The following is a 20,915-nucleotide window of genomic DNA, read 5'->3' as shown; positions in this document are numbered from 1 at the left end:
GGCCGGGGAGGAGTGAAGGACACAATGGCGCAGGACATTCGGGCGCAGGACATTCGCAAGGTCGGGGTGATCGGTGCGGGACAGATGGGCTCCGGGATCGCCCATGTCTGCGCGCTGGCGGGATTCGACGTGAAGCTGCACGACGTTTCCGCAGACCGCGTCAAGCAGGCGCTCGCCACGATCAACGGCAATATGGCGCGGCAGGTGGCCAAGAAGGCAATCACCGAAGAGCAGCGGCAGGCCGGGCTTGCCAAAATCGCGCCGGCCGATGCGATGGATGCGCTGGCGGATGTCGACCTGGTGATCGAGTCCGCGGTCGAAAAGGAAGATATCAAAAAGAAGATCTATGCCGATCTCTGCCCGGTGCTGAGACCGGAGGCGATTCTCGCCACCAATACCTCGTCGCTGTCGATCACGCGGCTCGCGGCAGCGACCGACCGGCCGGAAAAATTCATCGGCATTCATTTCATGAATCCGGTGCCGCTGATGGAGCTCGTGGAGATCATCCGCGGCATCGCCACCGACGACCAGACTTTCGAGACGTCCAAGGCGTTCGTCGGCAAGCTGCACAAGACGGTGGCGATGGCGGAGGATTTTCCCGCCTTCATCGTCAACCGCATCCTGCTGCCGATGATCAACGAGGCGATCTACACGCTCTACGAGGGCGTCGGTACGGTGGAGGCGATCGACACCGCGATGAAGCTCGGCGCGCACCATCCGATGGGACCGCTGGAGCTCGCCGATTTCATCGGGCTCGATACCTGCCTGTCGGTGATGCAGGTGCTGCACGAGGGACTGGCGGACACGAAATATCGCCCGTGCCCGCTCCTCGTAAAATATGTCGAGGCCGGCTGGCTTGGCCGCAAGACGCAGCGCGGCTTCTACGATTATCGCGGCGAGAAGCCGGTCCCGACGCGGTAACTGAGTTCCTTATCCGCGCAGGGGGGAGGCGAGGGACGGTTATCCCGTTCATTGCTGATTTGCGGGATCGCGGCGCTATTTCTTGCGCCGGTAATGCGCGGTCATGAACTTGTGCCATTGGCCGTCCGGGCCAAGCATCTGCGACGACAGAATCCAGTGGTCGTCGCTTTCGACCGTGACGATGTCCTGGTATTTCGCCAGGCCGCCATCGCCCATCATGCTCGGGCCTTCGGCGTCGAGCGTCAGCACCTTGCCGGCTGCATCGAGCGACCCTTCATAGAGCCACAGATGCGTCATCATCGACGCGATGAAGGTGCCGACGAATTTTCCTTTGGCGGGATCGTAGCCGAGCGTGATGATGCTCTTCATCTCGCCGCCGCCGGGCATTTCACCCGAACCTTCATTCAGCGTCCACAGCTCGCCGAGCGAGCGCGTGACGCAATTGCCGGTCGATTTCATCGGCGGCTGGTCGGGGCCCATGATGCATTCGCCCTCGAAGCTCCACTCGCCCACCATCCGCAGCAGCCAGCGATGCTCCTTGGTCGGCTCCGCCATCATCGGGCAGTTGTCCTGATTGGTGTCGGTCTTCTCGGCAACGGACATGGTCTCTCCTCCTTCTCTCTGCTTGAAATAGTTCAGCGCTCGGCGAGCGCCTTGAGGTCCTTCAGGCCGCGCTCCATGTCGGCTCCGATCATCCTGTCGAAGTCCATGAATATGCAGATCACCTTGGATATGAGCGGCATCGGTCCGTGCATTGCCCAGGTCATCTGGGTGGCATTGCCCTGCGGCGCGAATGTATATTCCACGACATTGCTGGCGTTCATCGGCCGCGTCATCGCCAGGTTCAGCGTCACTTTGGACGGCGTTACGGCGGCAACCGTCAGCGAACCCGCCCCGACATCGCCGTTGCCGTCCCAAGAGAGCGTCGCGCCCGGACCGGACGCAGGACCGCTGAAGGTCTTCTTCATGCCTGGGTCTTTCTTCTCATACGGCGACCATTCCGCGCCGCGGCGCAGATCGGTGAGAATGCCGGCCAGCTTCTCCGGGGGCGCATTGATGGTTGCAGAGCGCTCGATCCGGAACGTGTCGGGCTGGCCCACGGCAGCATAGGCGATAACGCCACCGATGCCGAGAGCCGCAACCAACACGACAATGAGCAGGACTTTCAGCATATCGGTACCCCACTATCGGTTCGCGAGAAGGGTATCGAGTTTGTCGAAGGTGCCATCGAACCCTCCGCGCATGGAATCGAACATGCCGACGAAGGTCTCAATCTCGGCGCGCGTTGCATTGATCGGGGTCGAGCGACCGGTTACCAGCGTTGCCCCATTCTTCTCCTCGACGGTAACGGCGTTATGGATCTCGAGCGGGAAGCGGCCTTCGAGCTGCGGAAACGGTGCGCGGGTGAGGCCGCCATTCTCGTCGGAAAAACCGCTGATATATTCCAGCCTATGCGGCTCATCGATCAGGCCGTAGATGAAGCGGCCGTAGATCGGATGGCCGGGCTGGAATTCCATCGCGTAGTGGAACAGTCCGCCCGGACGGAAATCGAGTTTGAGCACGCGGATCGTTGCACCTTTCGGTCCCCACCATCGTGCAAGCTGATCGGCTTGGCTGTAGGCCTCCCAGACCCGTGCGCGCGGCGCTTTCACGATGCGGGTCACGACGAAATCCTGTTCGGTGTCGGTCAGGGTCATGCGAACCAATTTCTCCGGTGAGTGGTCTGCGAACGGGTTTGCTGTGCCCGCCGATGCGGAGGTACGAAATCGACTCGAGCGCTCCCTTCGCGCCGAGCGTGCGGCGGGTGCTCAAAGATCGACGAAGCTCTTGAAGCCGCCCCAGATCATGCGCCGGGTATCGAACGGCATCTTCTTCGGGTCGTTCATCATATCGGTGAGGCGCTTGTCCTTCATCACCTTCTTCATGATGGAATCGCGCTGCTTGCGCGACTTGTAGGTGATCCAGGAGAACACCACGACCTCGCCTTTCTTCAGCTTCACGGCCTGCGGGAACGAGGTCCACTTGCCGGGTTTGACGTCGTCGGCGACGCATTCGTGGTAATCGATCGCGCCGTATTCCTTCCACACCTTGCCGGCGAGCATGGCGATGCGCTCATAGTCCTTCAGTTTTTTCTTCGGCACCGGGATGATGAATCCGTCGACGTAAGGCATGGTCGGTTTTCCTTTCTTGTGTCCGGCGGTGCTTGCCGCTCAGCGTGAATGGCAGCAATCGGCCGCGTTCGGCGGTTCACGCCGTCATCTTGAAGTCGGCAATCTGTGCATTGAGCGCGCGCTTGAAGGCGGGCCGCGCGGTGCAGCGCGCGATATAGGCCGCAAGGCGCTGGTCGCGCGTGACGATATCGGTGTAATCGAGGATTCTCAAGACAGTGGTCATCATCAGATCGCCCGCGGTGAAGCGCTCGCCGTCGAGATAGGGCCTGTCAACGAGCGCGTTTGAGAGCGCGGTGAGGCGCCGCTGCGCGAATTCAACCGCGCCGGGCCGCCGCAGCCTGGCCCATTCCTGATCCGCGTAGAACAGGTCGATCAGGGCGACATTGATGATGAACGGCTCGAGCGAGTTGAGCGCGGCGAACATCCATTGCGTCGCCCGCGCGCGGGCTTGCGGATCCCTCGGCAGCAGCGCTTCGCTCCGTTCGCCGATATGCAGCACGATCGCGCCAGTCTCGAACAGTACGAAGCCGTCGTCCTCAAGAACCGGCACCTGTCCGAACGGCTGCAATGCGCGGTAATCCGGCTTGTCCTGGTCGCCCTGTTCGAGAAGGCGCGTGCGGTAGGGAAGGCCGGCTTCCTCCAGCGCCCAGCGCGCGCGCAGGTCGCGCACCTGGCCGTGAGCGAAATCCGGAACCCACCTGAAGGCGGAAATCGTTATCATCAGGCTTTCCCTTGGGGCGTTTCGATGCGCTTGGATTTTTGCAAAGGTGCGTCACGCCGATCAGCGGGCGACAGGCGTCATCCAGCCGATGCCGGCGCCGCCCGGCTCGCGCAGGATGGCGATGCGCCCCGACATCGGGCACATCGAAGATCGGACGCATCAGCGTCGCACCGGCGCTGACCGCCTTTTCGACGCGTGCGTCAACATCGTCGACAGCAAGATAGGACATCCAGCCCTCCGGTACGTCGTCAAAATCCGGCGAGGCCAGTTCGAACATGCCAGCCACCGGATGGTCTTTCATGAACGCGCACCAATAAGTGCGGCCGCCTTCATGGACCATCGGCATGCCCTCGAACCGCCAGCCGATGGTTTCGGCATAGAACTGCTTCGCGTGCGCGACATCGCGCGTCAGCAACTCGTTCCAGTGAAAAGTGCCGTGTGCGGACATCGTGCGCTCCGTGCGATCGGGGTCGATTCAGGCCGCTTGCGCCTGTGCTTCAGCCCAAAAGCGTTTCCAGCTTGTCGAGCGAGCCGGTCCAGCCGCGGCTGTGACCGTCGCGCGCCGCCTCGTCGGCGAATTTCTCGTGATGCAAGGTCAGAATCGAGCCGTCGCCGTCGCGCTTGATGGTGATGGTGACGAACGACTCGCGCTCCTTCATGGTGTGCCAGGCCCAGGTGAAGGCGAGCTTCTCGTTCGGAACCACCTCGCGATAGACGCCGCCGACCTGATGGTATTCGCCGTCCTCGGTGTGGAAGCCGATGTCGAAGCGGCCGCCGACGCGCAGGTCGATCTCAGCCTTGGTCACCGGACCGGAATCCGGCCCGAACCATTTCACGATTTTTTCGGGGTCGGTCCAGGCGGCGTAGACCTTTTCCGCCGGCGCATTGAAACGACGTTTGAGGGTGAGGCTTGGCTTTTGGACGATGTCGGCGCGGGCGAGGGACATGATGTTTCCTCCACAAAGGCAGCAAGGCGATCGAGCTGTTTCGACCAGAACTGCGCATACCGGTTCAGCCACAGCATGGCGTCCTCCATGGGCGCGGCCGTCAGTTCGCAGGACACGACCCGGCCCGTTTTCGAGCGGCGGATCAGCTTGGCGCTCTCAAGCACGTCGAGATGCTTGATGACGGCAGGCAGCGACACAGCAAACGGTTTGGCGATATCGCTGACCGACATGCCGTCCTGTTCCGCGAGCCGCGCGAGGATCGCACGCCGCGTCGGGTCGGACAGGGCCGCGAAGGTCGCGTCGAGGCTGTCATGTCGATAGTAAACCATATGGTTAAGTGTTAACCCGCCACGGCGCCGCGTCAAGTGCGAATTCCAGAAATTTCCGGGTGCCCGGGGGCGCCTGCGACCGGTGGTCGCGTTAACCCGGCGTTAGGCGCTTCGTAACCGCTTTGCGCGATATTCGGCGGCGGAGCGCAGCATGTCAGTCGGCGGCATCAAGAAGATGAACTGGACGCGGACCCAGTCCGCATACGAGAACATGACTGCGTGGCGCGAGAAGCGAAAGGCGTTCCAGCAGAAATACGAAGCCAATATGCAGAACGCCATCGCCTCGCTGCAGACCGCGTGGGCCGATGTCGGCTACAATATCGGCGAGATTGCTGCGAACAAGGCGCTGAAGCGGATAGCCGACGAGGCCCAGGCCAAACGCGACAAGGCGCTTGCGCAACTGGCGGCCCAGGACAATCTGGTCACGGCGCCAAAGGAATCGTCCTTCAGCTATTCGGACTCGGTCACTGTGGGCGGCGGCGCCACGATCAATCTTTCCGCCAACACGATCACCCATAGCGACGGCACGGTGGTCGATCTGAAGACCGGCGTCCGGGTCAACGTGACAGTGTAACGGTCATGGATGTCGGAGCTCTGGCGGCCGCGTTCGCGGGCGCATCGACCGCGAGGCTGCAAATGGCGGCCGCCGCAAAGATCATGAAGATGAATGCCGATGCGGCGGCGTCGGTGGCTCAGGTGCTCGAGACCGCACAGGACAACATGAAGGCGCTGGTCGCCGAAGGCATCGGCGGCAATCTCGATATTTCGGTTTAGGCGACCGCCCGGTCGGCCGTTACGACGACCGCCCCAGCGCCGCCTCGATGAACTTCACCGCATCCGGGCTCGCCCATTCGGCGGGACCGGCCAGCGTCGCGACCTCGCAGCCATTCTTGTCGATCAGGATCGTGGTCGGCATGCCGAAGGCGCGGCCCTTTTCCTTCAGCTCCTGGAAGATCCGGGCGCTGTTGTCGGCGTAATAGCCGAGCGCCCTGATGCCATTTTCGGTCAGCCAGGCCTTGGCCTTTTCCGGATTGCGGGTGTCGATATTGACCGCCACGACCTCGAATTCCGGTCCACCGAGCTTCACCTGCAATTCGTCCAGCGCCGGCATCTCCTTCTTGCAGGGCGCGCACCAGGTGGCCCAGAGGTTCAGCAGCACGGTCCTGCCCTTCCAGTCGGCGAGCGTGTGTTCCTTGCCGGCGTCATCGCGGAAAGCGATCATGGAGAGCGGAATCGGGCTTTTCGCGGGGGCGAGTGCCGCGACCTCGCCCCTTGCAAGCGGCTGCAGGGTCTGGGCGAGCTGCGCCGCCGGGCGGCAGGCTTCCGGCACGGCCGATTTGCGCACCAGCGCGCCCATCCCGTATATCCCCGTCAGCGCCACGGCCACTCCCGCAAGCCCGCCGAGAATCATCACCAGCAGACGCCTTTTTGCGAAATCGGGGCTATCGGACGGCATGGTTCGGAACACTCTTTCGGAACACTCTTCAGGTCACGTCAGGTCACGGTCATGAGCAACAAGATGTGGGGCGGACGGTTCTCGTCGAGCCCCGATGCGATCATGGAGGCGATCAACGCCTCGATCGACGTCGACCGGCACCTCTACCGCCAGGACATCGCTGCGAGCAAGGCCCATGCGGCAATGTTGGCCGAGCAAGGCATCATCGCGGCGGAGGACGCAACCAAGATCGCGTCCGGGCTGGACACGATTTTGTCAGAGATCGAGGCCGGCAATTTTAACTTCCAGCGCGCGCTGGAAGACGTGCACATGAATGTGGAATCGCGGCTCGCGGAATTGATCGGCCCGGCGGCCGGACGGCTGCACACCGCGCGCTCCCGAAACGACCAGGTCGCCACCGATTTCAAACTCTGGGTCCGCGACACCATCGACGCACTCGATGCGGCGCTGGCCGATTTTCAGACGGCGCTGGCCGAGCGCGCCTTCGAGCATGCCGGAACCGTGATGCCGGGCCTCACCCATCTACAGACCGCTCAGCCCGTGACGTTTGGACACCATCTGCTCGCGTTCGTGGAGATGGCCGATCGCGATCGCGGCCGCTTCAAGGATGCCCGCAAGCGGCTGAACGAATCCCCGCTTGGTTCGGCGGCGCTCGCAGGGACATCGTTTCCGCTCGACCGCGAGAGGACCGCAAAGGCGCTCGGCTTCGACCGGCCGACGGCGAATTCGCTCGATGCCGTGTCCGACCGCGATTTTGTGATGGAGACGCTTGCCGCGGCCACCATCTGCGCCGTGCATCTGTCACGTCTTGCCGAGGAAATCGTGATCTGGACCTCGCCGCTGACCGGGCTGATGCGGCTGTCCGACAAATTCACCACCGGCTCCTCGATCATGCCGCAGAAGCGAAACCCCGATGCGGCGGAACTGGTGCGCGCGAAAGCCGCACGGATCGCCGCAGCGTTCCAGGCCATCGTGGTGGTCATGAAGGGATTGCCGCTCGCCTATCAGAAGGACATGCAGGAGGACAAGGAAGGCGCCATGGACGCACTCGGTGCGCTGTCTCTCTGCATCGCGGCGATGACCGGCATGGTGCGCGACATCGAGCCCGACGTCGCGCGCATGAAGAAGGCGGCGGGCGAGGGCTATGCCACAGCGACCGATCTCGCCGACTGGCTGGTGCGCGCGTTGAATATCCCGTTCCGGCAGGCCCATCACATCACTGGCAGCATCGTGGCGCTGGCGGCGAAGGATGGATTGCCGCTGCACCGGGTACCGCTCGCCGCGATGCAGTCGATTGAGCCGCGCATCAGCGAGGATGTGTTCAAGGTGCTGTCGGTCGAGCGCTCGGTGCAGAGCCGGGTGAGCTATGGCGGCACCGCGCCGAAAAATGTGAGGCTTCAGGCCAAGCGCTGGCTGAAGCGGCTGGGCAGGGATGCACAGTGAGGTTTTTCGGCCGCAGCCCGGAATTTTTGGCGGGAAAGCCCGGCGATCGGGGATTTCGCCATCTTCGGGGCGTCTGATATGGTCCGCGCCGTTCGGGGGAGCCCGTTTTTCGTGATCCGTGGATTGACTGCCGTATCTTACCGCCTGGCAGCGGTTGTTATCCTTGCCGCTGCGCTGGGCCTTTCGGCCTGCGGCCGCAAAGGCGCGCTCGATGCGCCGCCGGGCGGACTTGCTGCGAACCCCACCGGTTCGCTCGACGAAGAGACCGAAGAGGGCGGCACGGTGGTGCGCCGCGGTTCGGCGCGCGGCTTGCCAATCATCCGGGGACCGGACCGGCCGATCCCGCTCGACGTTCTGTTAAACTAGCTGGCGCCATGCACCATTTCGCCTATCGCAACGGCGGGCTGCACGCCGAGGCGGTAGACCTTGCCGCCCTCGCCGAGGCCGTCGGCACGCCATTCTATTGCTATTCGACCGCGACGCTGGAGCGGCATTACCGGGTTTTTGCCGATGCCTTCGCCGATGTGCCGTCGCTGGTCTGCTACGCGGTCAAGGCCAATTCCAACCAGGCGGTGATCGCAACGCTGGCGCGTCTCGGCGCCGGCGCCGATGTGGTATCGGGCGGCGAGCTCAAGCGCGCTTTGGCAGCCGGCATCCCGCCGGAGAAAATCATGTTTTCCGGTATCGGCAAGACCGCAGCCGAACTCGCCGCTGCCGTCGATGCCGGCATCCTCTGTGTCAACGTGGAATCCGAGCCGGAGCTGCAACTGCTGTCGCAGGTCGCGAGCGGCAAGGGCGCAAGCGTCGACATTTCGATCCGGGTCAATCCCGACGTCGACGCAAAGACTCATGCCAAGATCGCGACCGGCAAGGCCGAGAACAAGTTCGGCATCCCGATCAGCCGTGCCCGCGAGGTCTATCGTCATGCCGCGGATCTGCCCGGCATTCGCGTGGCGGGGGTCGACATGCATATCGGCAGCCAGATCACGGAATTGTCGCCCTTCGCCGATGCCTTCGCGCTGCTGTCCGATTTCGTGCGGCAATTGCGTGCTGACGGGCACACCATTGCCCATGTCGATCTCGGCGGTGGTCTTGGCATTCCCTATCGCGAGGGCGGGGAGACGCCGCCCGATCCCGCAGCCTATGCGAAAGTGGTCAAGGACGCGACGCGCGGGCTCGATTGCAAGCTGATCTTTGAGCCCGGCCGGCTGATCGTCGGCAATGCCGGCATCCTGGTGACCCGCGTGATCTACGTGAAGCACGGCGAGGCCAAGACTTTCGTTATCGTCGATGCGGCGATGAACGATCTGATCCGCCCGACGTTGTACGAAGCCCATCACGATGTCATCCCGGTGCGGCCGCTCCCCGGTGCGCCCTGGATCCGCGCCGATGTGGTCGGCCCGGTCTGCGAGACCGGCGACTATCTCGCGCTCAATCGCGATCTGCCGGAACCCAAGGCCGGCGACCTGCTTGCCGTGATGACCGCCGGCGCGTACGGCGCGGTTCAGGCCGGAACCTACAATACCCGTCCGCTGATCCCGGAGGTGCTGGTCCGGGGAGACGCCTGGTCGCTGGTCCGGCCGCGCCTCGAAGCCGACGCATTGATCGGGCTCGATCGGTCGCCGCCCTGGCTCCAGGCGGAGCCGAAGTAACGGCAGGCCAAGCAGGCGACGATGGCCTGCTCCTTGCTTCGTACTTCCTGGTTTCGTGACTAGGTAGCCGGCGTTTCGTGACTAGGTAGCCGGCAGAGGCGTGATAAGCTTAAACGACCGCAGATTCCCAAAGGAACAGGCCGTTGACCGAAAAGCCGACGCAGGGTTCTGATTACACGGCGCTTTCGTCCCAGCGCGAGGCGGACCGGTTGTTGACGCGGGGTGTTGCTCGCGCCCGCCTATCGCTGTTGTGGGAGCAGGTCTGGCCGCCACTCGCGGCTTTTCTGACAGTCTGCGGCCTGTTTCTGGCGCTTTCCTGGCTTGGCCTGTGGCTGTGGCTGCCGCCGCTGGCGCGAGCCATCGGCGTCGCCATTTTCGGGCTCCTGGCGCTTGCAGCGCTTTCGCCGCTGATTTTTGTGCGAATCCCCACTTTGGCCGACGGCCTGCAGCGCCTCGACCGCCGCAGCGGCCTGCCGCACCGGCCCGCAGTCGCCATGACAGATCGTCTGGCGGCCTCCTCCAGCGACCCGTTGACCCAGGCGCTGTGGCGCGCGCATGTCGAGCGCGCGCTTGCCGCGGCGCGGCAGCTGCGCGCCGGATGGCCGATGCCGAAGCTCTCGGCCCGCGATCCGGTCGCCGTCCGGGCGCTGGTGCTGCTGGCGTGTGTCGCTACTTTCTTTGCCGCGGGGGGCGATCGCGATCGTCGGGTCGCTGCGGCCTTCAACTGGTACGGTGCGGTGACACCGCCGAATTACCGGGTCGATGCCTGGGTGGCGCCGCCGCCTTATACGCAGCGCCCACCGGTCATCTTGCCGGGATTACGGCGGGGCGAGCCGGTGCGGGCCGCCCAGCCGGTCACCGTTCCGGCAAACTCGATCCTGGTTATCAGGGTCAGCGGAGCCAGCGGACTCAATGTGACCGCGAATGGCGGCGTCAAAGTTGAGGACAAGGGCGAGGCTCAGGCTCACGCCCAGCCGGCAGCGGCCGGCACTGAGGAATTCCGCTATGTGATCGCCGAACAGGGCGAGGTGACGTTGCGCGGTATTGGCGATCCTGTGACCTGGACTTTTGTCGCCGTGCCCGACCGCGCGCCCAGCATCGCGCTTACTAGGGATCCGGAGCCGCAAGCGCGCGGTTCGCTCATGCTGAATTACCGGGTCGAGGACGATTATGGCGTGGTGGATGCGCGCGCCCTGTTCGCACTGAAGCCGCAGAAATTTGACTCGTTTGGCGTCAAACCCGGCGGCTTCAAGCCGGCGCGTCCCTTGTTTGATGCGCCCGACATGCCGCTGACGCTGCCGCAGGCCCGTACCCGAAGCGGCATCGGACAGACGCTTCGCGATCTGTCCGGCCATCCCTGGGCGGGCGCCGAGGTGGCGCTGACATTGCGGGCGATGGACGAGGGAGGCAACGAGGGACGGTCCGAGCCTTTCGACATGCGGCTTCCGGAACGGGTTTTCACCAAGCCGATGGCGCGCGCGCTGATCGAGCAGCGGCGAACGCTCGCGCTCGACGCCGAAGCCAAGCCCCATGTGCTGACCGCGCTCGATGCGCTCGCGATGGCGCCCGAAGTGTTCAAGATCGAGGCGTCAGTCTATCTCGGTTTGCGCTCGATCTACTGGCAGCTGACGCGCGCCAAGTCCGACGATTCACTGCGCGAGGTTGTGGCGCGTCTGTGGGACATGGCGACGAAGATCGAGGACGGCAATATCTCCGATGTCGAGGCCGCATTGCGAGCAGCGCAGGAGGCATTGCGTGAGGCGCTGGAACGCGGCGCGAGCGACGAAGAAATAAAGAAGCTGACCGACGACCTGCGCGCCGCCCTCGATAGATTCCTGCAGGCGCTCGCCGAGGAGATGCGCAAGAATCCGCAGCAGCAGATGGCGCGTCCGATGGACCCGAATGCGCGCCAGCTGCGCTCGCAGGATCTGAAAAATATGCTCGACCGGATCGAGCAATTGTCCCGGTCCGGCGCCAAAGACGCCGCGCAGCGGCTGCTGCAGGAATTGCAGCAGATGCTCGAAAATCTGCAGATGGCGCGTCCGGGCCAGCAGGGCGATCAGGATTCCGACGACATGATGTCGGCGCTGGATGAACTCGGCAACATGATCCGCGAACAGCAGCAATTGCGCGACCGGACCTTCCGGCAGGGTCAGGATCAGCGCCGCGACCGCCAGCGCGGCCAGCAGGGCCAGCAGCAGAACCAGCAGGGCATGGGCGAGTTGCGTCAGAACCAGCAGGCGCTGCGCGAGCAGCTGCAGAAATTGCTGGAGCAATTGCGTCAGCGCGGCATGGGCCAGCAGGGCGAACAGGGCCAGAACGGGATGGATCAGCTCGGCAAGGCCGGTGAGGCCATGGGCGAGGCTGAAGGCCAGCTTGGCGACGGCGACTCGGAGGGTGCGGTAGGATCGCAGGGCCGCGCGCTGGAGGCGCTGCGGCGCGGCGCTCAAGGTATGGCGCAGGCCATGCAGCAGCCTGGCATGGGGCCAGGGCCGGGCCAGCCGGGACGCCAGGGTCCGGCGCGGGCCCAGCAGGACACCGATCCGCTCGGGCGGCCGCTACGCCAGGGCCGCGATTACAGCGACGATCAAACCGTCAAGGTGCCGGGCGAGATCGACATTCAGCGCGCCCGCCGCATCCTCGATGAACTGCGCCGCCGCTTTGCCGATCCGATGCGGCCGCAGCTTGAGCTGGATTACATCGAGCGTCTGCTGAAGGGGTTCTGAGCGTTTTCTTGGCCTTCTGCAGAGCAGCAGCCGTCGCGCATGCCGGCAATCTTGTGTCAATGCATCTGCGGTACCGCGAGCGCGTCCCGCACCGCGCCGCAGATCGTCGCCAGCGTGAACGGTTTCTGGATGACGTCGCGGATGAGAAGTTCGAGGCCGTAGGCGCGTTCGCGCTGGTCGGCATAGCCGGTCATTAACAGGATCGGCAACGCCGGATAATCGCGGCTGGCGGCGAGTGCGAGGGCGATGCCGTCCATGATCGGCATCTTGATGTCGGTGAGCAGCAGGTCGTAGCGGCCCTCATCGCGCAGCAAGGCGTCGAGCGCCGCCGCACCGTCGCAATTGGCCACGACCTCATGCCCGTCCTGAATGAGCGCGCGCGCCACCAGGTCGCGCAGTGATTCTTCGTCTTCCGCGAGCAGGATGCGGGCCATTCTTCCCTCACATGAATCCGGCTTGGGCGTCGCGCCGGTTGAAAAATCGGACAGTGATGCCGCTGGCTTCTGCCGGCGGCGAAGCCAGCCGCGAGCGGAACGGCAATGTCTCGCCAGGCGGTAGCAGGTTGCGCGCCGGGCGCGCGGTCCAGGCGTAGATTTCCTTGCCACCGGCATCGGTGACGGCGAAGCGCAGCCGCGGAACTTCGGTGTGCCGGCCCGTGGTCCCAACGATGTCGCCTTCGACGATCAAAAGCGGCACGCCGTCCTCGACCTCGCGGGCCGTCCTGATATTTGCGAATGCGAGTCCACGCAGATTGACCGGCAGGCCGATGCTCGCATACAGCGAAGCGGTTTGCGGCAGGTAACGCACGATTTGCTGCCTCGCGGCGACCAGGCACAGCAAAAGGAGGCCCATCGCGCAGATCAGGGCCGGCAGGGTGTGACGCGATAGATTCGCTTTCCCCCGCATGACCTGCTGTTTGGCGGAGCGCCTGGCTGCAAGCTTTTCGACGTTGTTTGGCGAATCCGGTACCGGCGATTCGGCGTCGGCCTGCCCCGGAGCGATCGGAGGGGCGTTTTCGTATGGAACGCTGCCGGCGCCGGGGTCGTGCGGGTCGGCGGACGCTCCGCGATCTGGATCGCCAATGTCGACGACATCGTCGAGCGGCGGGCGGATCTGCGGTACCTCAAAGGCTTCGGGTTCGGCGATGCCCGCGGCCTGCGCCGCAGCCTGGCGCGGCTCCTCGAACCATACATTGTGGCAGCTGACGCAACGGACCTTGCGGCCGTTTTCGCCGACGCTTTCCGGCCTAACCCGGTAGGACGTCGCGCAATGCGGGCAAACTATGAGCATCGCTGATTCGGATCGCCTGGTTTTCCAAGGCGCGACGCTAGCAGCGGTTCGTTAACGGATTGGAAACCATACCGGTCTGTGCTCGACGGGCGTATCTTCGGGGCCGCTGCCCCGCGCGCAGCGGAGCGGCGGTCTTGAATCATCGGAGAGCGGCGTGGTCCGTTTCGAGAATGTCGGATTGCGGTATGGAATGGGCCAGGAAATCCTGCGCGACCTGACCTTCCGCATCGAGCCGAATTCATTCCAGTTCCTGACCGGACCTTCCGGCGCAGGCAAGACCTCCCTGCTCAAGCTGCTGTTCCTGTCGCTCAAGCCGACCCGGGGCCTGATCACGGTGTTCGGGCAGGACACCTCAACGCTCGACAGCGACCGCCTTGCGGCACTGCGCCGCCGGATCGGCATCGTGTTCCAGGATTTCCGTCTGCTCGATCACATGACCACCTACGAGAATGTGGCGCTGCCGTTCCGCATCATGGGGCGCGAGGAGCGAAGCTATCGCCACGAGGTGATTGAGCTTCTGCAGTGGGTCGGCCTTGGCGATCGGATGTTTGCCCTGCCGCCGGTGCTGTCCGGAGGCGAGAAGCAGCGCGCGGCGATCGCGCGCGCGGTGGTGGCACGGCCGCACCTGCTTTTGGCCGACGAGCCGACCGGCAATGTGGATCCGAGCCTTGGCAAACGGCTGCTGCATCTGTTTCAGGAACTGAACCGGTCGGGAACCTCGATCGTGATCGCGACCCACGATATTGCACTGATGGATCAGTTTGACGCCCGTCGCCTGGTGCTGCATGGCGGGCGTCTGCATCTCTACGATTGAGGCCATATGGCACGCGCGCACAAGACCGGCGCAGATCCGGGCCGAGATTCGCCGGCGGCGCCTGGCGTGCCGCTCCCCAGGATGGAATCGCCGATCGTGCCGCATCAGTCGATCGGCGGGCGGGCATTGGTGGCGGTGGTGGCGATCATGACATTCTTGGCATCGCTGACCACCGGCGCCGTCATGCTGGTGCGCATGAACGCCGCCGACTGGCAGACCGAGATTTTGCGCGAAGTCACCATTCAGATCCGACCGGTGCAGGGCCGCGACTTGGAGGCGGCGGTGCGGGAAGCCGTTGCGATCGCCCGAAATTTCAGGGGTGTCTCGGACGTCCGCCCCTATTCGCAGACCGAATCCGCGCGCCTTTTGGAGCCGTGGCTCGGCAGTGCCCTATCGCTCGATGAATTGCCGGTTCCGCGCGTCATCGTGGTCAAGCTCGCCTCCGGCGCCGATTTCGACGCGGCGGCTTTGCGCCAGATTTTGGCCGAGAAAGTCGATGGGGTATCGGTCGACGATCATCGCGGCTGGATCGACCGCATGCGCGCCTTTGCCGATTTCATCATGGTTGGCGGTATCATCGTGCTTGGTCTTGTCATCGCGGTGACGATCCTGTGCGTCAATTTCGCGACCCGCGGCGCCATGGCCGCGAACCGGCCGGTCATCGAGGTGCTGCATTTCATTGGCGCGCAGGACCGCTTCATCGCCGGCCAGTTTCAGCGGCATTTCCTGTGGCTGGGCCTGAAGGGCGGGCTGATCGGCGGCGCCGCCGCGATCCTGCTGTTTGCCCTGTTGCGGCCGTTCGAAGCCATCATTCGCGGCACGGCCGGGGCGGACCAGTTTGCGGCGCTATTCGGCTCGATTTCGCTCGGAACGACCGGCTATCTGGTGATCCTTGTCCAGATCGTGGTGATCGCCGCTGTGGCCTCCGAAGCTTCGCGACGCACCGTCAACCAGACGATTGCGTCGATCTGAGGCTTCACCTTCATCGCGGAGCCCCAATTGGCATTATTCTGGTATGGGGTGGAGACCGATGCCGTCAGCCGAATCACATTCGAGATCTGTGCGAACCCAGTCCCGTCCGGGATGGCTGGTCCGGGCGGCAGGCTGGCTGCTGATTCTTGGGTCGACGGCCTCGCTCCTGTTTGGGGCGGGATTTGCCTGGTTCGTCTACCGGCTGCCCACGTCCGAGGCCGCCTGGTCCGACAAGGCCGACGGGATCGTGGTTCTGACCGGCGGCGCGTCGCGGATTGAGGATGCGATCGATCTTCTGGCGCGGGGCAGCGGCCAGCGCCTCCTGATCTCCGGGGTCAACCCGATGACCAGCGAACGCGAGATTGCGCGGCTGCGTCCCGAGCACGAGACGATCATCGCCTGCTGCGTCGATCTCGATCATGCCGCGGTGAATACCATTACCAACGCCACAGAGACGCGGCGCTGGGTCATGGATCGCGGGTTCAAGTCGCTGATCGTCGTCACCTCGAACTACCATATGCCGCGCGCGATGACCGAATTGTCGAACCAGCTCCCTGAGATCGAACTGATCGAATTCCCGGTGGTCAGCGATCAATTGAAGGCGGGTTGGACGCATGGGCCGACCTTGCGCCTGTTGTTCACCGAATATGTGAAGTATGTCGCCGCCCTGGCGCGCATCCATATGCCGCTATTCGAGCGGTTTATTGCGTGACCCATCCCGGACTGTGCTTGTGATCATTCTCCGCTCCGTTCTCTTCAACGCGCTCTTCTACCTGGTGCTGTTCGCTTATTTTGTCGCGGCGCTGCCGACGCTCGTCCTGCCGCGCCGCGCTTTGCTCACGATGGTGCGGAGCTGGAGCCGGGTGAACCTCTTTCTGCTCAAGGCGGTCTGCAATATCGGCTGCGAATTCCGCGGTCTTGAGAATATCCCGCAAGGCGCGGCGCTGATTGCGTCCAAGCACCAGTCGATGTGGGAGACTTTCGCGCTGATCACCGTGTTGAAGGATCCGGCCTATATCCTCAAACGCGAGCTTCTCTGGATTCCATTCTTCGGCTGGTACGCCGCCAAGGCGCAAATGATCCCGGTCGACCGCGGCAAGCGCTCGCAGGCGCTGGCGGCGATGACCGAGCGCGCAAAGAAGGAAACGGCGAGGGGGCGTGAAATTATCATCTTTCCGGAGGGCACGCGGCGCGCGCCCGGCGCCGAGCCGAACTATAAATTCGGCGTCGCCTTTCTCTATACGGAGCTTGGCGTGCCCTGCGTGCCGGTGGCGCTGAATTCGGGCCTGTTCTGGCCGCGCCGCTCCTTCCGGCGCTATCCGGGCGTGGTGCGGGTCGAGTTTCTGCCGCCGATCGAGACAGGGCTCGACCGTCAGACTTTCTACAACCGGCTGCAGGACGCGATCGAGACCAGGACAGCGGAGCTCGTGGCGATGGGAAAGCGCGCGTCGGGCGAATCATCACGCTCCGCTCGTCCCCGTCCCCGTGGAAGCGAAGACCCGGCGCGATGATGGAAACTTGAGCGGCCTATTTTGGCCGGTCTGGATTTCCGCCTTCGCGGGAATGAGCAGTCCCAGGCTCTGCGGAATGTCCCACTCCCTTCAGCCGCTCCGCCAGCGCATGCAACTCCGCATCGCGGCAACCCAGCCGCTCAAGTTCGGCCACCGTGGCCAGTACGTATTCCGGGTTCGGACCCGAGCGTCCATGTCCCTGCCGGATCAGATGCAGCCGCTGATCGAGCGACAGCTTGCCGGCATATTGCGGATGGCCGCGATCGACCACATAGGTCAGCGCCTCGACCCTGCGTTCGGGATTGCCGAGCAACGTGACGTCGCGCAGCACCTCGAGATAGACCGCGGTGGTTTGCTCCCGTTCGCGGAGATAGGCGACGGTCGCCTCGCGATCGGCGGCGGCGACCCGGTAGGCGAGGCCGCGACAGGCCCCGCCGCGATCAAGCCCGAGCACGAGGCCGGGCCTTTCCGGCGTCCCGCGATGAACGAAGGAATAGACACAGAGCGAGCGGTGCAGGCCGGTCACCCGCGCCGGCACCTTCTCGATAAAGGCGAAGCCCGGCCGCCACAGCAGCGAGCCGTAGCCGAACACCCATAAATCTTCAGGGATTTGATCGAGGGTCAGCTTCATTGGCGTGTATAGACTGCAATTAGCACGGCATCTGGAACATCGAAACGCCGTATTCGGCGCCTTTGAGACCGCCTATAAGGGGGCAGGACAAGACTCATGGATGCATATCCCCCGCCGCAGAGGCGCGTCAGTTCGCTCGGATGGCTCGTTCCCGCGCTACTCGTGGTGATTGTTGCGGCCGGCTGGAGCGGATTCTGGTTTTACGCGGCCGACCGCGCCCGCACCACCATTGCCGGCTGGATGGAGCGCGAGGCGCGCAGCGGCCGGGTTTATGCATGCGGCTCTCAGTCGCTGGGCGGCTTTCCGTTCCGGATCGAATTCCGCTGCAACAAGGCGGGTGCGGAACTCGCCAAGACGCAGCCGCCGCTCCAGCTGTCGGCGGCGAATATTCTGGCCGCGGTGCAGGTCTATCAGCCGACGCTGGTGATCGCGGAGATTCAGGCGCCTCTGACGGTCGCCGATCCGGGCCAGCCGCCTGCAATGACGGCGAACTGGTCGCTCGGCCGCGTCAGCCTGCGCGGCACCCCGCGCAATCCGCAGCGCGTCTCCTTCGCCGTCGACAAAATGACGCTCGACCGCAACGGCGCCGCCTCCGGCAAGCCGGAACGGATTTTCTCCGCCGATCAGGCGCAATTGCACGGCCGCATGGCGTCCGGCTCGGCGCAGGACAATCCGGTGATCGATATCGCCGGATCGCTGAAGGCCGCTACCGCGCCGTCCTGGCATCCACTGGCGGCAAAGCCATTCGATTTTGACGGCGATACCCGGCTGGTGGGCTTGCGCAATTTCCAGCCGAAGCCGTGGTCGGCGCGCTTTCGCGAAATCCAGCAGGCCGACGGCCGTATCGAGGTGCGCAATGTGCGCCTGAAACAGGGTGACGCGCTTGCGGTCGCCTCCGGCAGTCTCAAGCTGACGAAGCAGGGCTATCTCGATGGCGACCTGACCGTCACCGCGGTCGGTATCGAGAAAATCCTGCCGGCGCTCGGGGTCGAAGCCCTGGCGCGGCAGGGCGGCAGCCGCAATCAGCGGCTGGGCGCAGCGCTCAATCTGCTCGACCAGATGGCGCCTGGCGCGGTTGCGAGCGCGGTGCAGTTGCTCGGTGAACAGGTGGAGCTGGAGGGCCGCCGCGCCACGAAGATACCGTTACGTTTCAAGGACGGCGTGGCAACGCTCGGCCCGGTCAAGCTCGGCCAGACCCCGCCATTGTTTTAGATTTCGACAGCGGCCTCGTACGCCGTCCATTCCCCCGCACGCAGGAATCCAATGCTTGAGACGATTGAGCCCCGCATTGGCGAGGATGAACGGAGCGTCCGGACAAATCAATCATCGTCCGACGCGTAGGGCCGTGCGATCGGCGCGATTGGCAGCGGCCCATGCGGGCGGCCGAAATCCGGCGCAGCCGAGTCCTGACCGATATTGACGATGCCGCGGCGGATCGCGCGCGTCCGGCTGAAATGCTCGAACAGCGCCTCGCCGTCGCCGCGGCGGATCGCGCGGGTCAGCTTGGAGAGATCCTCGTTGAAGGTGCCGAGCATTTCCAGAACGGCGTCCTTGTTGTGCAGGAATACGTCGCGCCACATCGTCGGATCGGAGGCCGCGATGCGGGTGAAGTCGCGAAAGCCGCCGGCAGAAAATTTCAGCACTTCGGATTCCGTGACGTCGCCGAGTTCATTGGCTGTGCCGACGATGGTGTAGGCGATCAGATGTGGCAGGTGGCTGGTGATGGCGAGCACGAGATCGTGGTGCTCGGGCGTCATCACCGCGACATTGGCGCCGATCTTCTCCCAGAACGCCTGCAGCGTTTCGGTTGCGGCCGGATCGGTGTTCTGGACCGGAGTCAGAATGCACCAGCGATTGACGAACAGCTCCGCAAAGCCGGCATCCGGCCCGGAATTCTCGGTGCCTGCAACCGGATGCGCGGGAATGAAATGCACGCCCTTGGGCACGAACGGGGCCATGTCGCGCGCGACCGAAGCCTTGACCGAGCCGACATCCGACAGGATCGCGCCGGGCTTGAGGCTGGCCGCGATCTCCTCGGCCACCGCGCCGCAGGCGCCAACCGGAACTGCAATCACAACAAGGTCCGCATCCTGCACCGCATCGGCGCTGGTCTCGGCGACGATGTCGGCGAAGCTCGGCCCGATTTCGCGCACCCGTTTTCGCGCCTCGGCCGACGCGTCCGTCACCACGACCGTTTGTGCCGCAGCGGCCGCCTTCGCCGCACGCGCCACCGATCCGCCGATCAGGCCGGCGCCGATGACGGCAAGGCGAGAGATAACGCAAGCTTCGGCCATGGCCGTGACTTACTTGCCCATGAATTCGGCGAGCGTCTTCACCGTCAGCCGGTTGGCGTCCTCGCTGCCGACGGTCATGCGTAACGCATTCGGCAGCTTGTAGGCCCGCACCGCGCGCATGATGACGCCGCGCGAGGTGAGGAGCTTGTCGGCCTCGGCCGCGGTCTTGCCCGGCGTTTCCGGGAAATGCAGCAGGATGAAATTGCCGACGCTCGGTGTCACCCTGATGCCGAGCGTCTCGATCTCTTCGGTGAGCCAGGCCAGCCACTTCTCGTTATGCGCACGCGCCCTCTCGATGTGTGCGCTGTCGTTGATGGAGGCGATGCCCGCCGCAATCGCGGGCGCATTGACGTTGAACGGCCCGCGGATCCGGTTCAGCGCATCGATGATATGCGCAGGTCCATAGATCCAGCCGAGCCGCAAGGCCGCAAGTCCGTGGATTTTCGAGAAGGTGCGCAGCATCACCACGTTCTCGGTGGTGGCGACCAGTTCGATCCCGGCCTCGTAATCGTTGCGCCTGACATATTCGGCATAGGCCGCGTCAAGCACGAGCAGCACATGCGGCGGCAGGCCGGCCTGCAGGCGCTTCACCTCGTCGAACGGGATGTAGGTGCCGGTCGGATTGTTCGGATTGGCGAGAAACACCATCTTGGTCTTCGGCGTCACCGCCTTGAGGATCGCGTCGACATCAGCGGTGAAATTCTTCTCCGCGGCGACGACGGGCTTTGCGCCGGCGCCGAGCGTCGCGATCGGATACATCAGGAAGCCATGCGTGGTGTGGATCGCCTCGTCGCCGTCCTGGAGGTAGCCGCGCGCCAGGAGGTTGATCAGATCGTCGGAGCCCGCGCCGCAGATGATGCGGTCTGGATCGAGGCCATAGGCCTTGCCGATGGCTTCGCGCAAGGCGGTCGCGGCGCCGTCGGGGTAATCCTGAAGCTCGTTGGCGACCGACTTGTAGGCCTCGATGGCCTGTGGGCTCGCGCCGAGCGGGCTTTCGTTCGACGACAGCTTGTAAATCTTCTCGACGCCCGGTGCCG

Annotated in this window: 25 protein-coding genes and 1 pseudogene; 12 read left to right on the top strand and 14 right to left on the bottom strand. The window is 64.2% G+C overall.

The features are described from left to right. The first annotated feature begins 24 nt into the window (after window positions 1-24). Window positions 25-921, top strand: coding sequence for a 3-hydroxybutyryl-CoA dehydrogenase (locus tag ACK41X_RS01945; RefSeq protein ID WP_409718657.1), 897 nt, complete (start codon window positions 25-27; stop codon window positions 919-921). 75 nt (window positions 922-996) lie between these two features. On the opposite strand, the gene ACK41X_RS01940 is transcribed toward ACK41X_RS01945, so the two are convergent. The 8 genes and pseudogenes from ACK41X_RS01940 to ACK41X_RS01905 form a co-directional block, all read right to left on the bottom strand. Next, window positions 997-1,524 (bottom strand): DUF1579 domain-containing protein, encoded by a 528-nt coding sequence (locus tag ACK41X_RS01940; RefSeq protein ID WP_409718654.1) that lies wholly within the window; start codon window positions 1,522-1,524, stop codon window positions 997-999. Between the two features lie 32 nt (window positions 1,525-1,556). After that, window positions 1,557-2,093 carry an SRPBCC family protein gene (locus tag ACK41X_RS01935; RefSeq protein WP_409718651.1) on the bottom strand — a complete coding sequence of 179 codons (537 nt, stop codon included), beginning with the start codon at window positions 2,091-2,093 and terminating at the stop codon, window positions 1,557-1,559. Window positions 2,094-2,105: 12 nt separating this feature from the next. Next, the gene (locus ACK41X_RS01930; RefSeq protein WP_409718648.1) at window positions 2,106-2,618 is read right to left on the bottom strand and encodes an SRPBCC domain-containing protein; all 513 of its coding nucleotides are present in this window, start codon (window positions 2,616-2,618) and stop codon (window positions 2,106-2,108) included. Window positions 2,619-2,729: 111 nt separating this feature from the next. Next, window positions 2,730-3,092: a DUF1428 domain-containing protein gene (locus tag ACK41X_RS01925; protein ID WP_409718645.1), complete on the bottom strand. Its 363-nt coding sequence runs from the start codon at window positions 3,090-3,092 to the stop codon at window positions 2,730-2,732. A gap of 76 nt (window positions 3,093-3,168) precedes the next feature. Continuing rightward, window positions 3,169-3,813, bottom strand: coding sequence for a glutathione S-transferase family protein (locus ACK41X_RS01920; RefSeq protein WP_409718642.1), 645 nt, complete (start codon window positions 3,811-3,813; stop codon window positions 3,169-3,171). Between the two features lie 196 nt (window positions 3,814-4,009). Next, window positions 4,010-4,261 (bottom strand): annotated as a pseudogene (locus ACK41X_RS01915) (VOC family protein); the annotation flags it as partial. Between the two features lie 49 nt (window positions 4,262-4,310). Then, window positions 4,311-4,760, bottom strand: coding sequence for an SRPBCC domain-containing protein (locus ACK41X_RS01910; RefSeq protein ID WP_409718639.1), 450 nt, complete (start codon window positions 4,758-4,760; stop codon window positions 4,311-4,313). Next, complete coding sequence (locus ACK41X_RS01905; protein ID WP_409718636.1) at window positions 4,646-5,089, bottom strand: ArsR/SmtB family transcription factor; 444 nt, start codon at window positions 5,087-5,089, stop codon at window positions 4,646-4,648. The genes ACK41X_RS01910 and ACK41X_RS01905 overlap by 115 nt, the downstream gene beginning before the upstream one ends. Window positions 5,090-5,240: 151 nt before the next feature. Here ACK41X_RS01905 and ACK41X_RS01900 point away from each other — a divergent pair, with 151 nt between their 5' ends. After that, window positions 5,241-5,663, top strand: coding sequence for a hypothetical protein (locus ACK41X_RS01900; protein ID WP_409718633.1), 423 nt, complete (start codon window positions 5,241-5,243; stop codon window positions 5,661-5,663). 62 nt (window positions 5,664-5,725) lie between these two features. Further along, a complete protein-coding gene (locus tag ACK41X_RS01895; RefSeq protein ID WP_409718630.1) occupies window positions 5,726-5,863 on the top strand; it encodes a hypothetical protein in 138 nt (45 codons plus the stop codon). 19 nt (window positions 5,864-5,882) lie between these two features. Here ACK41X_RS01895 and tlpA read toward each other — a convergent pair whose 3' ends face one another. Continuing rightward, window positions 5,883-6,545 carry a thiol:disulfide interchange protein TlpA gene (gene tlpA, locus ACK41X_RS01890; RefSeq protein WP_409718627.1) on the bottom strand — a complete coding sequence of 221 codons (663 nt, stop codon included), beginning with the start codon at window positions 6,543-6,545 and terminating at the stop codon, window positions 5,883-5,885. Between the two features lie 51 nt (window positions 6,546-6,596). Here tlpA and argH point away from each other — a divergent pair, with 51 nt between their 5' ends. The 4 genes from argH to ACK41X_RS01870 all read left to right on the top strand — a co-directional run bounded on the left by argH (window position 6,597) and on the right by ACK41X_RS01870 (window position 12,366). Beyond that, window positions 6,597-7,988, top strand: coding sequence for an argininosuccinate lyase (gene argH, locus ACK41X_RS01885; RefSeq protein ID WP_409718624.1), 1,392 nt, complete (start codon window positions 6,597-6,599; stop codon window positions 7,986-7,988). Between the two features lie 123 nt (window positions 7,989-8,111). Next, entirely contained in the window at window positions 8,112-8,354 is a 243-nt protein-coding gene (gene lptM, locus ACK41X_RS01880) for an LPS translocon maturation chaperone LptM (protein WP_409718621.1), read from the top strand. A gap of 8 nt (window positions 8,355-8,362) precedes the next feature. After that, window positions 8,363-9,640, top strand: a complete 1,278-nt coding sequence (gene lysA / locus ACK41X_RS01875; RefSeq protein ID WP_409718618.1) for a diaminopimelate decarboxylase — start codon at window positions 8,363-8,365, stop codon at window positions 9,638-9,640. A gap of 143 nt (window positions 9,641-9,783) precedes the next feature. Further along, window positions 9,784-12,366 (top strand): TIGR02302 family protein, encoded by a 2,583-nt coding sequence (locus ACK41X_RS01870; RefSeq protein WP_409718615.1) that lies wholly within the window; start codon window positions 9,784-9,786, stop codon window positions 12,364-12,366. A 56-nt stretch (window positions 12,367-12,422) separates the two neighbouring features. Here the strand turns inward: ACK41X_RS01870 and ACK41X_RS01865 are convergent, their stop codons facing one another. Both ACK41X_RS01865 and ACK41X_RS01860 read right to left on the bottom strand, forming a co-directional pair. Continuing rightward, window positions 12,423-12,800 carry a response regulator gene (locus ACK41X_RS01865; RefSeq protein ID WP_409718612.1) on the bottom strand — a complete coding sequence of 126 codons (378 nt, stop codon included), beginning with the start codon at window positions 12,798-12,800 and terminating at the stop codon, window positions 12,423-12,425. Window positions 12,801-12,807: 7 nt separating this feature from the next. Next, window positions 12,808-13,656 (bottom strand): MJ0042-type zinc finger domain-containing protein, encoded by an 849-nt coding sequence (locus tag ACK41X_RS01860; RefSeq protein ID WP_409718609.1) that lies wholly within the window; start codon window positions 13,654-13,656, stop codon window positions 12,808-12,810. A gap of 154 nt (window positions 13,657-13,810) precedes the next feature. Here ACK41X_RS01860 and ftsE point away from each other — a divergent pair, with 154 nt between their 5' ends. The 4 genes from ftsE (at window position 13,811) to ACK41X_RS01840 (ending at window position 16,953) form a co-directional block, all read left to right on the top strand. Beyond that, window positions 13,811-14,470, top strand: a complete 660-nt coding sequence (ftsE, locus tag ACK41X_RS01855; protein ID WP_409718606.1) for a cell division ATP-binding protein FtsE — start codon at window positions 13,811-13,813, stop codon at window positions 14,468-14,470. Between the two features lie 6 nt (window positions 14,471-14,476). After that, the gene (locus tag ACK41X_RS01850; protein ID WP_409718603.1) at window positions 14,477-15,442 is read left to right on the top strand and encodes a cell division protein FtsX; all 966 of its coding nucleotides are present in this window, start codon (window positions 14,477-14,479) and stop codon (window positions 15,440-15,442) included. 88 nt (window positions 15,443-15,530) lie between these two features. After that, complete coding sequence (locus tag ACK41X_RS01845; protein WP_409718601.1) at window positions 15,531-16,154, top strand: YdcF family protein; 624 nt, start codon at window positions 15,531-15,533, stop codon at window positions 16,152-16,154. Window positions 16,155-16,173: 19 nt separating this feature from the next. Beyond that, window positions 16,174-16,953, top strand: a complete 780-nt coding sequence (locus ACK41X_RS01840; protein WP_409718598.1) for a lysophospholipid acyltransferase family protein — start codon at window positions 16,174-16,176, stop codon at window positions 16,951-16,953. A gap of 16 nt (window positions 16,954-16,969) precedes the next feature. Here ACK41X_RS01840 and ACK41X_RS01835 read toward each other — a convergent pair whose 3' ends face one another. Beyond that, a complete protein-coding gene (locus ACK41X_RS01835) occupies window positions 16,970-17,584 on the bottom strand; it encodes a gamma-glutamylcyclotransferase (RefSeq protein ID WP_409718595.1) in 615 nt (204 codons plus the stop codon). A gap of 96 nt (window positions 17,585-17,680) precedes the next feature. On the opposite strand from ACK41X_RS01835, the gene ACK41X_RS01830 reads away from it, so the two are divergent. Next, window positions 17,681-18,796: a DUF2125 domain-containing protein gene (locus tag ACK41X_RS01830; protein WP_409718592.1), complete on the top strand. Its 1,116-nt coding sequence runs from the start codon at window positions 17,681-17,683 to the stop codon at window positions 18,794-18,796. Between the two features lie 107 nt (window positions 18,797-18,903). Here the strand turns inward: ACK41X_RS01830 and ACK41X_RS01825 are convergent, their stop codons facing one another. After that, on the bottom strand, window positions 18,904-19,878 hold the full coding sequence (locus tag ACK41X_RS01825; protein ID WP_409718588.1) for a prephenate/arogenate dehydrogenase family protein: 975 nt from the start codon (window positions 19,876-19,878) through the stop codon (window positions 18,904-18,906). A 9-nt stretch (window positions 19,879-19,887) separates the two neighbouring features. Then, window positions 19,888-20,915, bottom strand: a 1,028-nt coding sequence (gene hisC / locus ACK41X_RS01820; RefSeq protein WP_409718585.1) for a histidinol-phosphate transaminase, incomplete at its 5' end; no start/stop codon positions are given.

Source organism: Pseudorhodoplanes sp. (assembly GCF_046289595.1).
Classification (GTDB): Bacteria; Pseudomonadota; Alphaproteobacteria; order Rhizobiales; family Xanthobacteraceae; genus Pseudorhodoplanes.
Note: the sequence above shows the minus strand (reverse complement) of the source record. Positions and strands in the feature narration are given on the sequence as shown.

Excerpts from the sequence above, each read along its gene's own strand:
- tlpA (WP_409718627.1), bottom strand. The coding sequence starts at position 6,545 with ATGCCGTCCGATAGCCCCGATTTCGCAAAAAGGCGTCTGCTGGTGATG.
- ACK41X_RS01940 (WP_409718654.1), bottom strand. The coding sequence starts at position 1,524 with ATGTCCGTTGCCGAGAAGACCGACACCAATCAGGACAACTGCCCGATG.
- ACK41X_RS01835 (WP_409718595.1), bottom strand. The coding sequence starts at position 17,584 with ATGAAGCTGACCCTCGATCAAATCCCTGAAGATTTATGGGTGTTCGGC.
- ACK41X_RS01850 (WP_409718603.1), top strand. The coding sequence starts at position 14,477 with ATGGCACGCGCGCACAAGACCGGCGCAGATCCGGGCCGAGATTCGCCG.
- ACK41X_RS01930 (WP_409718648.1), bottom strand. The coding sequence starts at position 2,618 with ATGACCCTGACCGACACCGAACAGGATTTCGTCGTGACCCGCATCGTG.
- ACK41X_RS01895 (WP_409718630.1), top strand. The coding sequence starts at position 5,726 with ATGGCGGCCGCCGCAAAGATCATGAAGATGAATGCCGATGCGGCGGCG.
- ACK41X_RS01860 (WP_409718609.1), bottom strand. The coding sequence starts at position 13,656 with ATGCTCATAGTTTGCCCGCATTGCGCGACGTCCTACCGGGTTAGGCCG.
- ACK41X_RS01945 (WP_409718657.1), top strand. The coding sequence starts at position 25 with ATGGCGCAGGACATTCGGGCGCAGGACATTCGCAAGGTCGGGGTGATC.
- ACK41X_RS01865 (WP_409718612.1), bottom strand. The coding sequence starts at position 12,800 with ATGGCCCGCATCCTGCTCGCGGAAGACGAAGAATCACTGCGCGACCTG.
- ACK41X_RS01925 (WP_409718645.1), bottom strand. The coding sequence starts at position 3,092 with ATGCCTTACGTCGACGGATTCATCATCCCGGTGCCGAAGAAAAAACTG.
- ACK41X_RS01825 (WP_409718588.1), bottom strand. The coding sequence starts at position 19,878 with ATGGCCGAAGCTTGCGTTATCTCTCGCCTTGCCGTCATCGGCGCCGGC.
- ACK41X_RS01920 (WP_409718642.1), bottom strand. The coding sequence starts at position 3,813 with ATGATAACGATTTCCGCCTTCAGGTGGGTTCCGGATTTCGCTCACGGC.
- ACK41X_RS01905 (WP_409718636.1), bottom strand. The coding sequence starts at position 5,089 with ATGGTTTACTATCGACATGACAGCCTCGACGCGACCTTCGCGGCCCTG.
- ACK41X_RS01830 (WP_409718592.1), top strand. The coding sequence starts at position 17,681 with ATGGATGCATATCCCCCGCCGCAGAGGCGCGTCAGTTCGCTCGGATGG.
- ACK41X_RS01910 (WP_409718639.1), bottom strand. The coding sequence starts at position 4,760 with ATGTCCCTCGCCCGCGCCGACATCGTCCAAAAGCCAAGCCTCACCCTC.
- ACK41X_RS01900 (WP_409718633.1), top strand. The coding sequence starts at position 5,241 with ATGTCAGTCGGCGGCATCAAGAAGATGAACTGGACGCGGACCCAGTCC.
- ACK41X_RS01935 (WP_409718651.1), bottom strand. The coding sequence starts at position 2,093 with ATGCTGAAAGTCCTGCTCATTGTCGTGTTGGTTGCGGCTCTCGGCATC.
- lysA (WP_409718618.1), top strand. The coding sequence starts at position 8,363 with ATGCACCATTTCGCCTATCGCAACGGCGGGCTGCACGCCGAGGCGGTA.
- argH (WP_409718624.1), top strand. The coding sequence starts at position 6,597 with ATGAGCAACAAGATGTGGGGCGGACGGTTCTCGTCGAGCCCCGATGCG.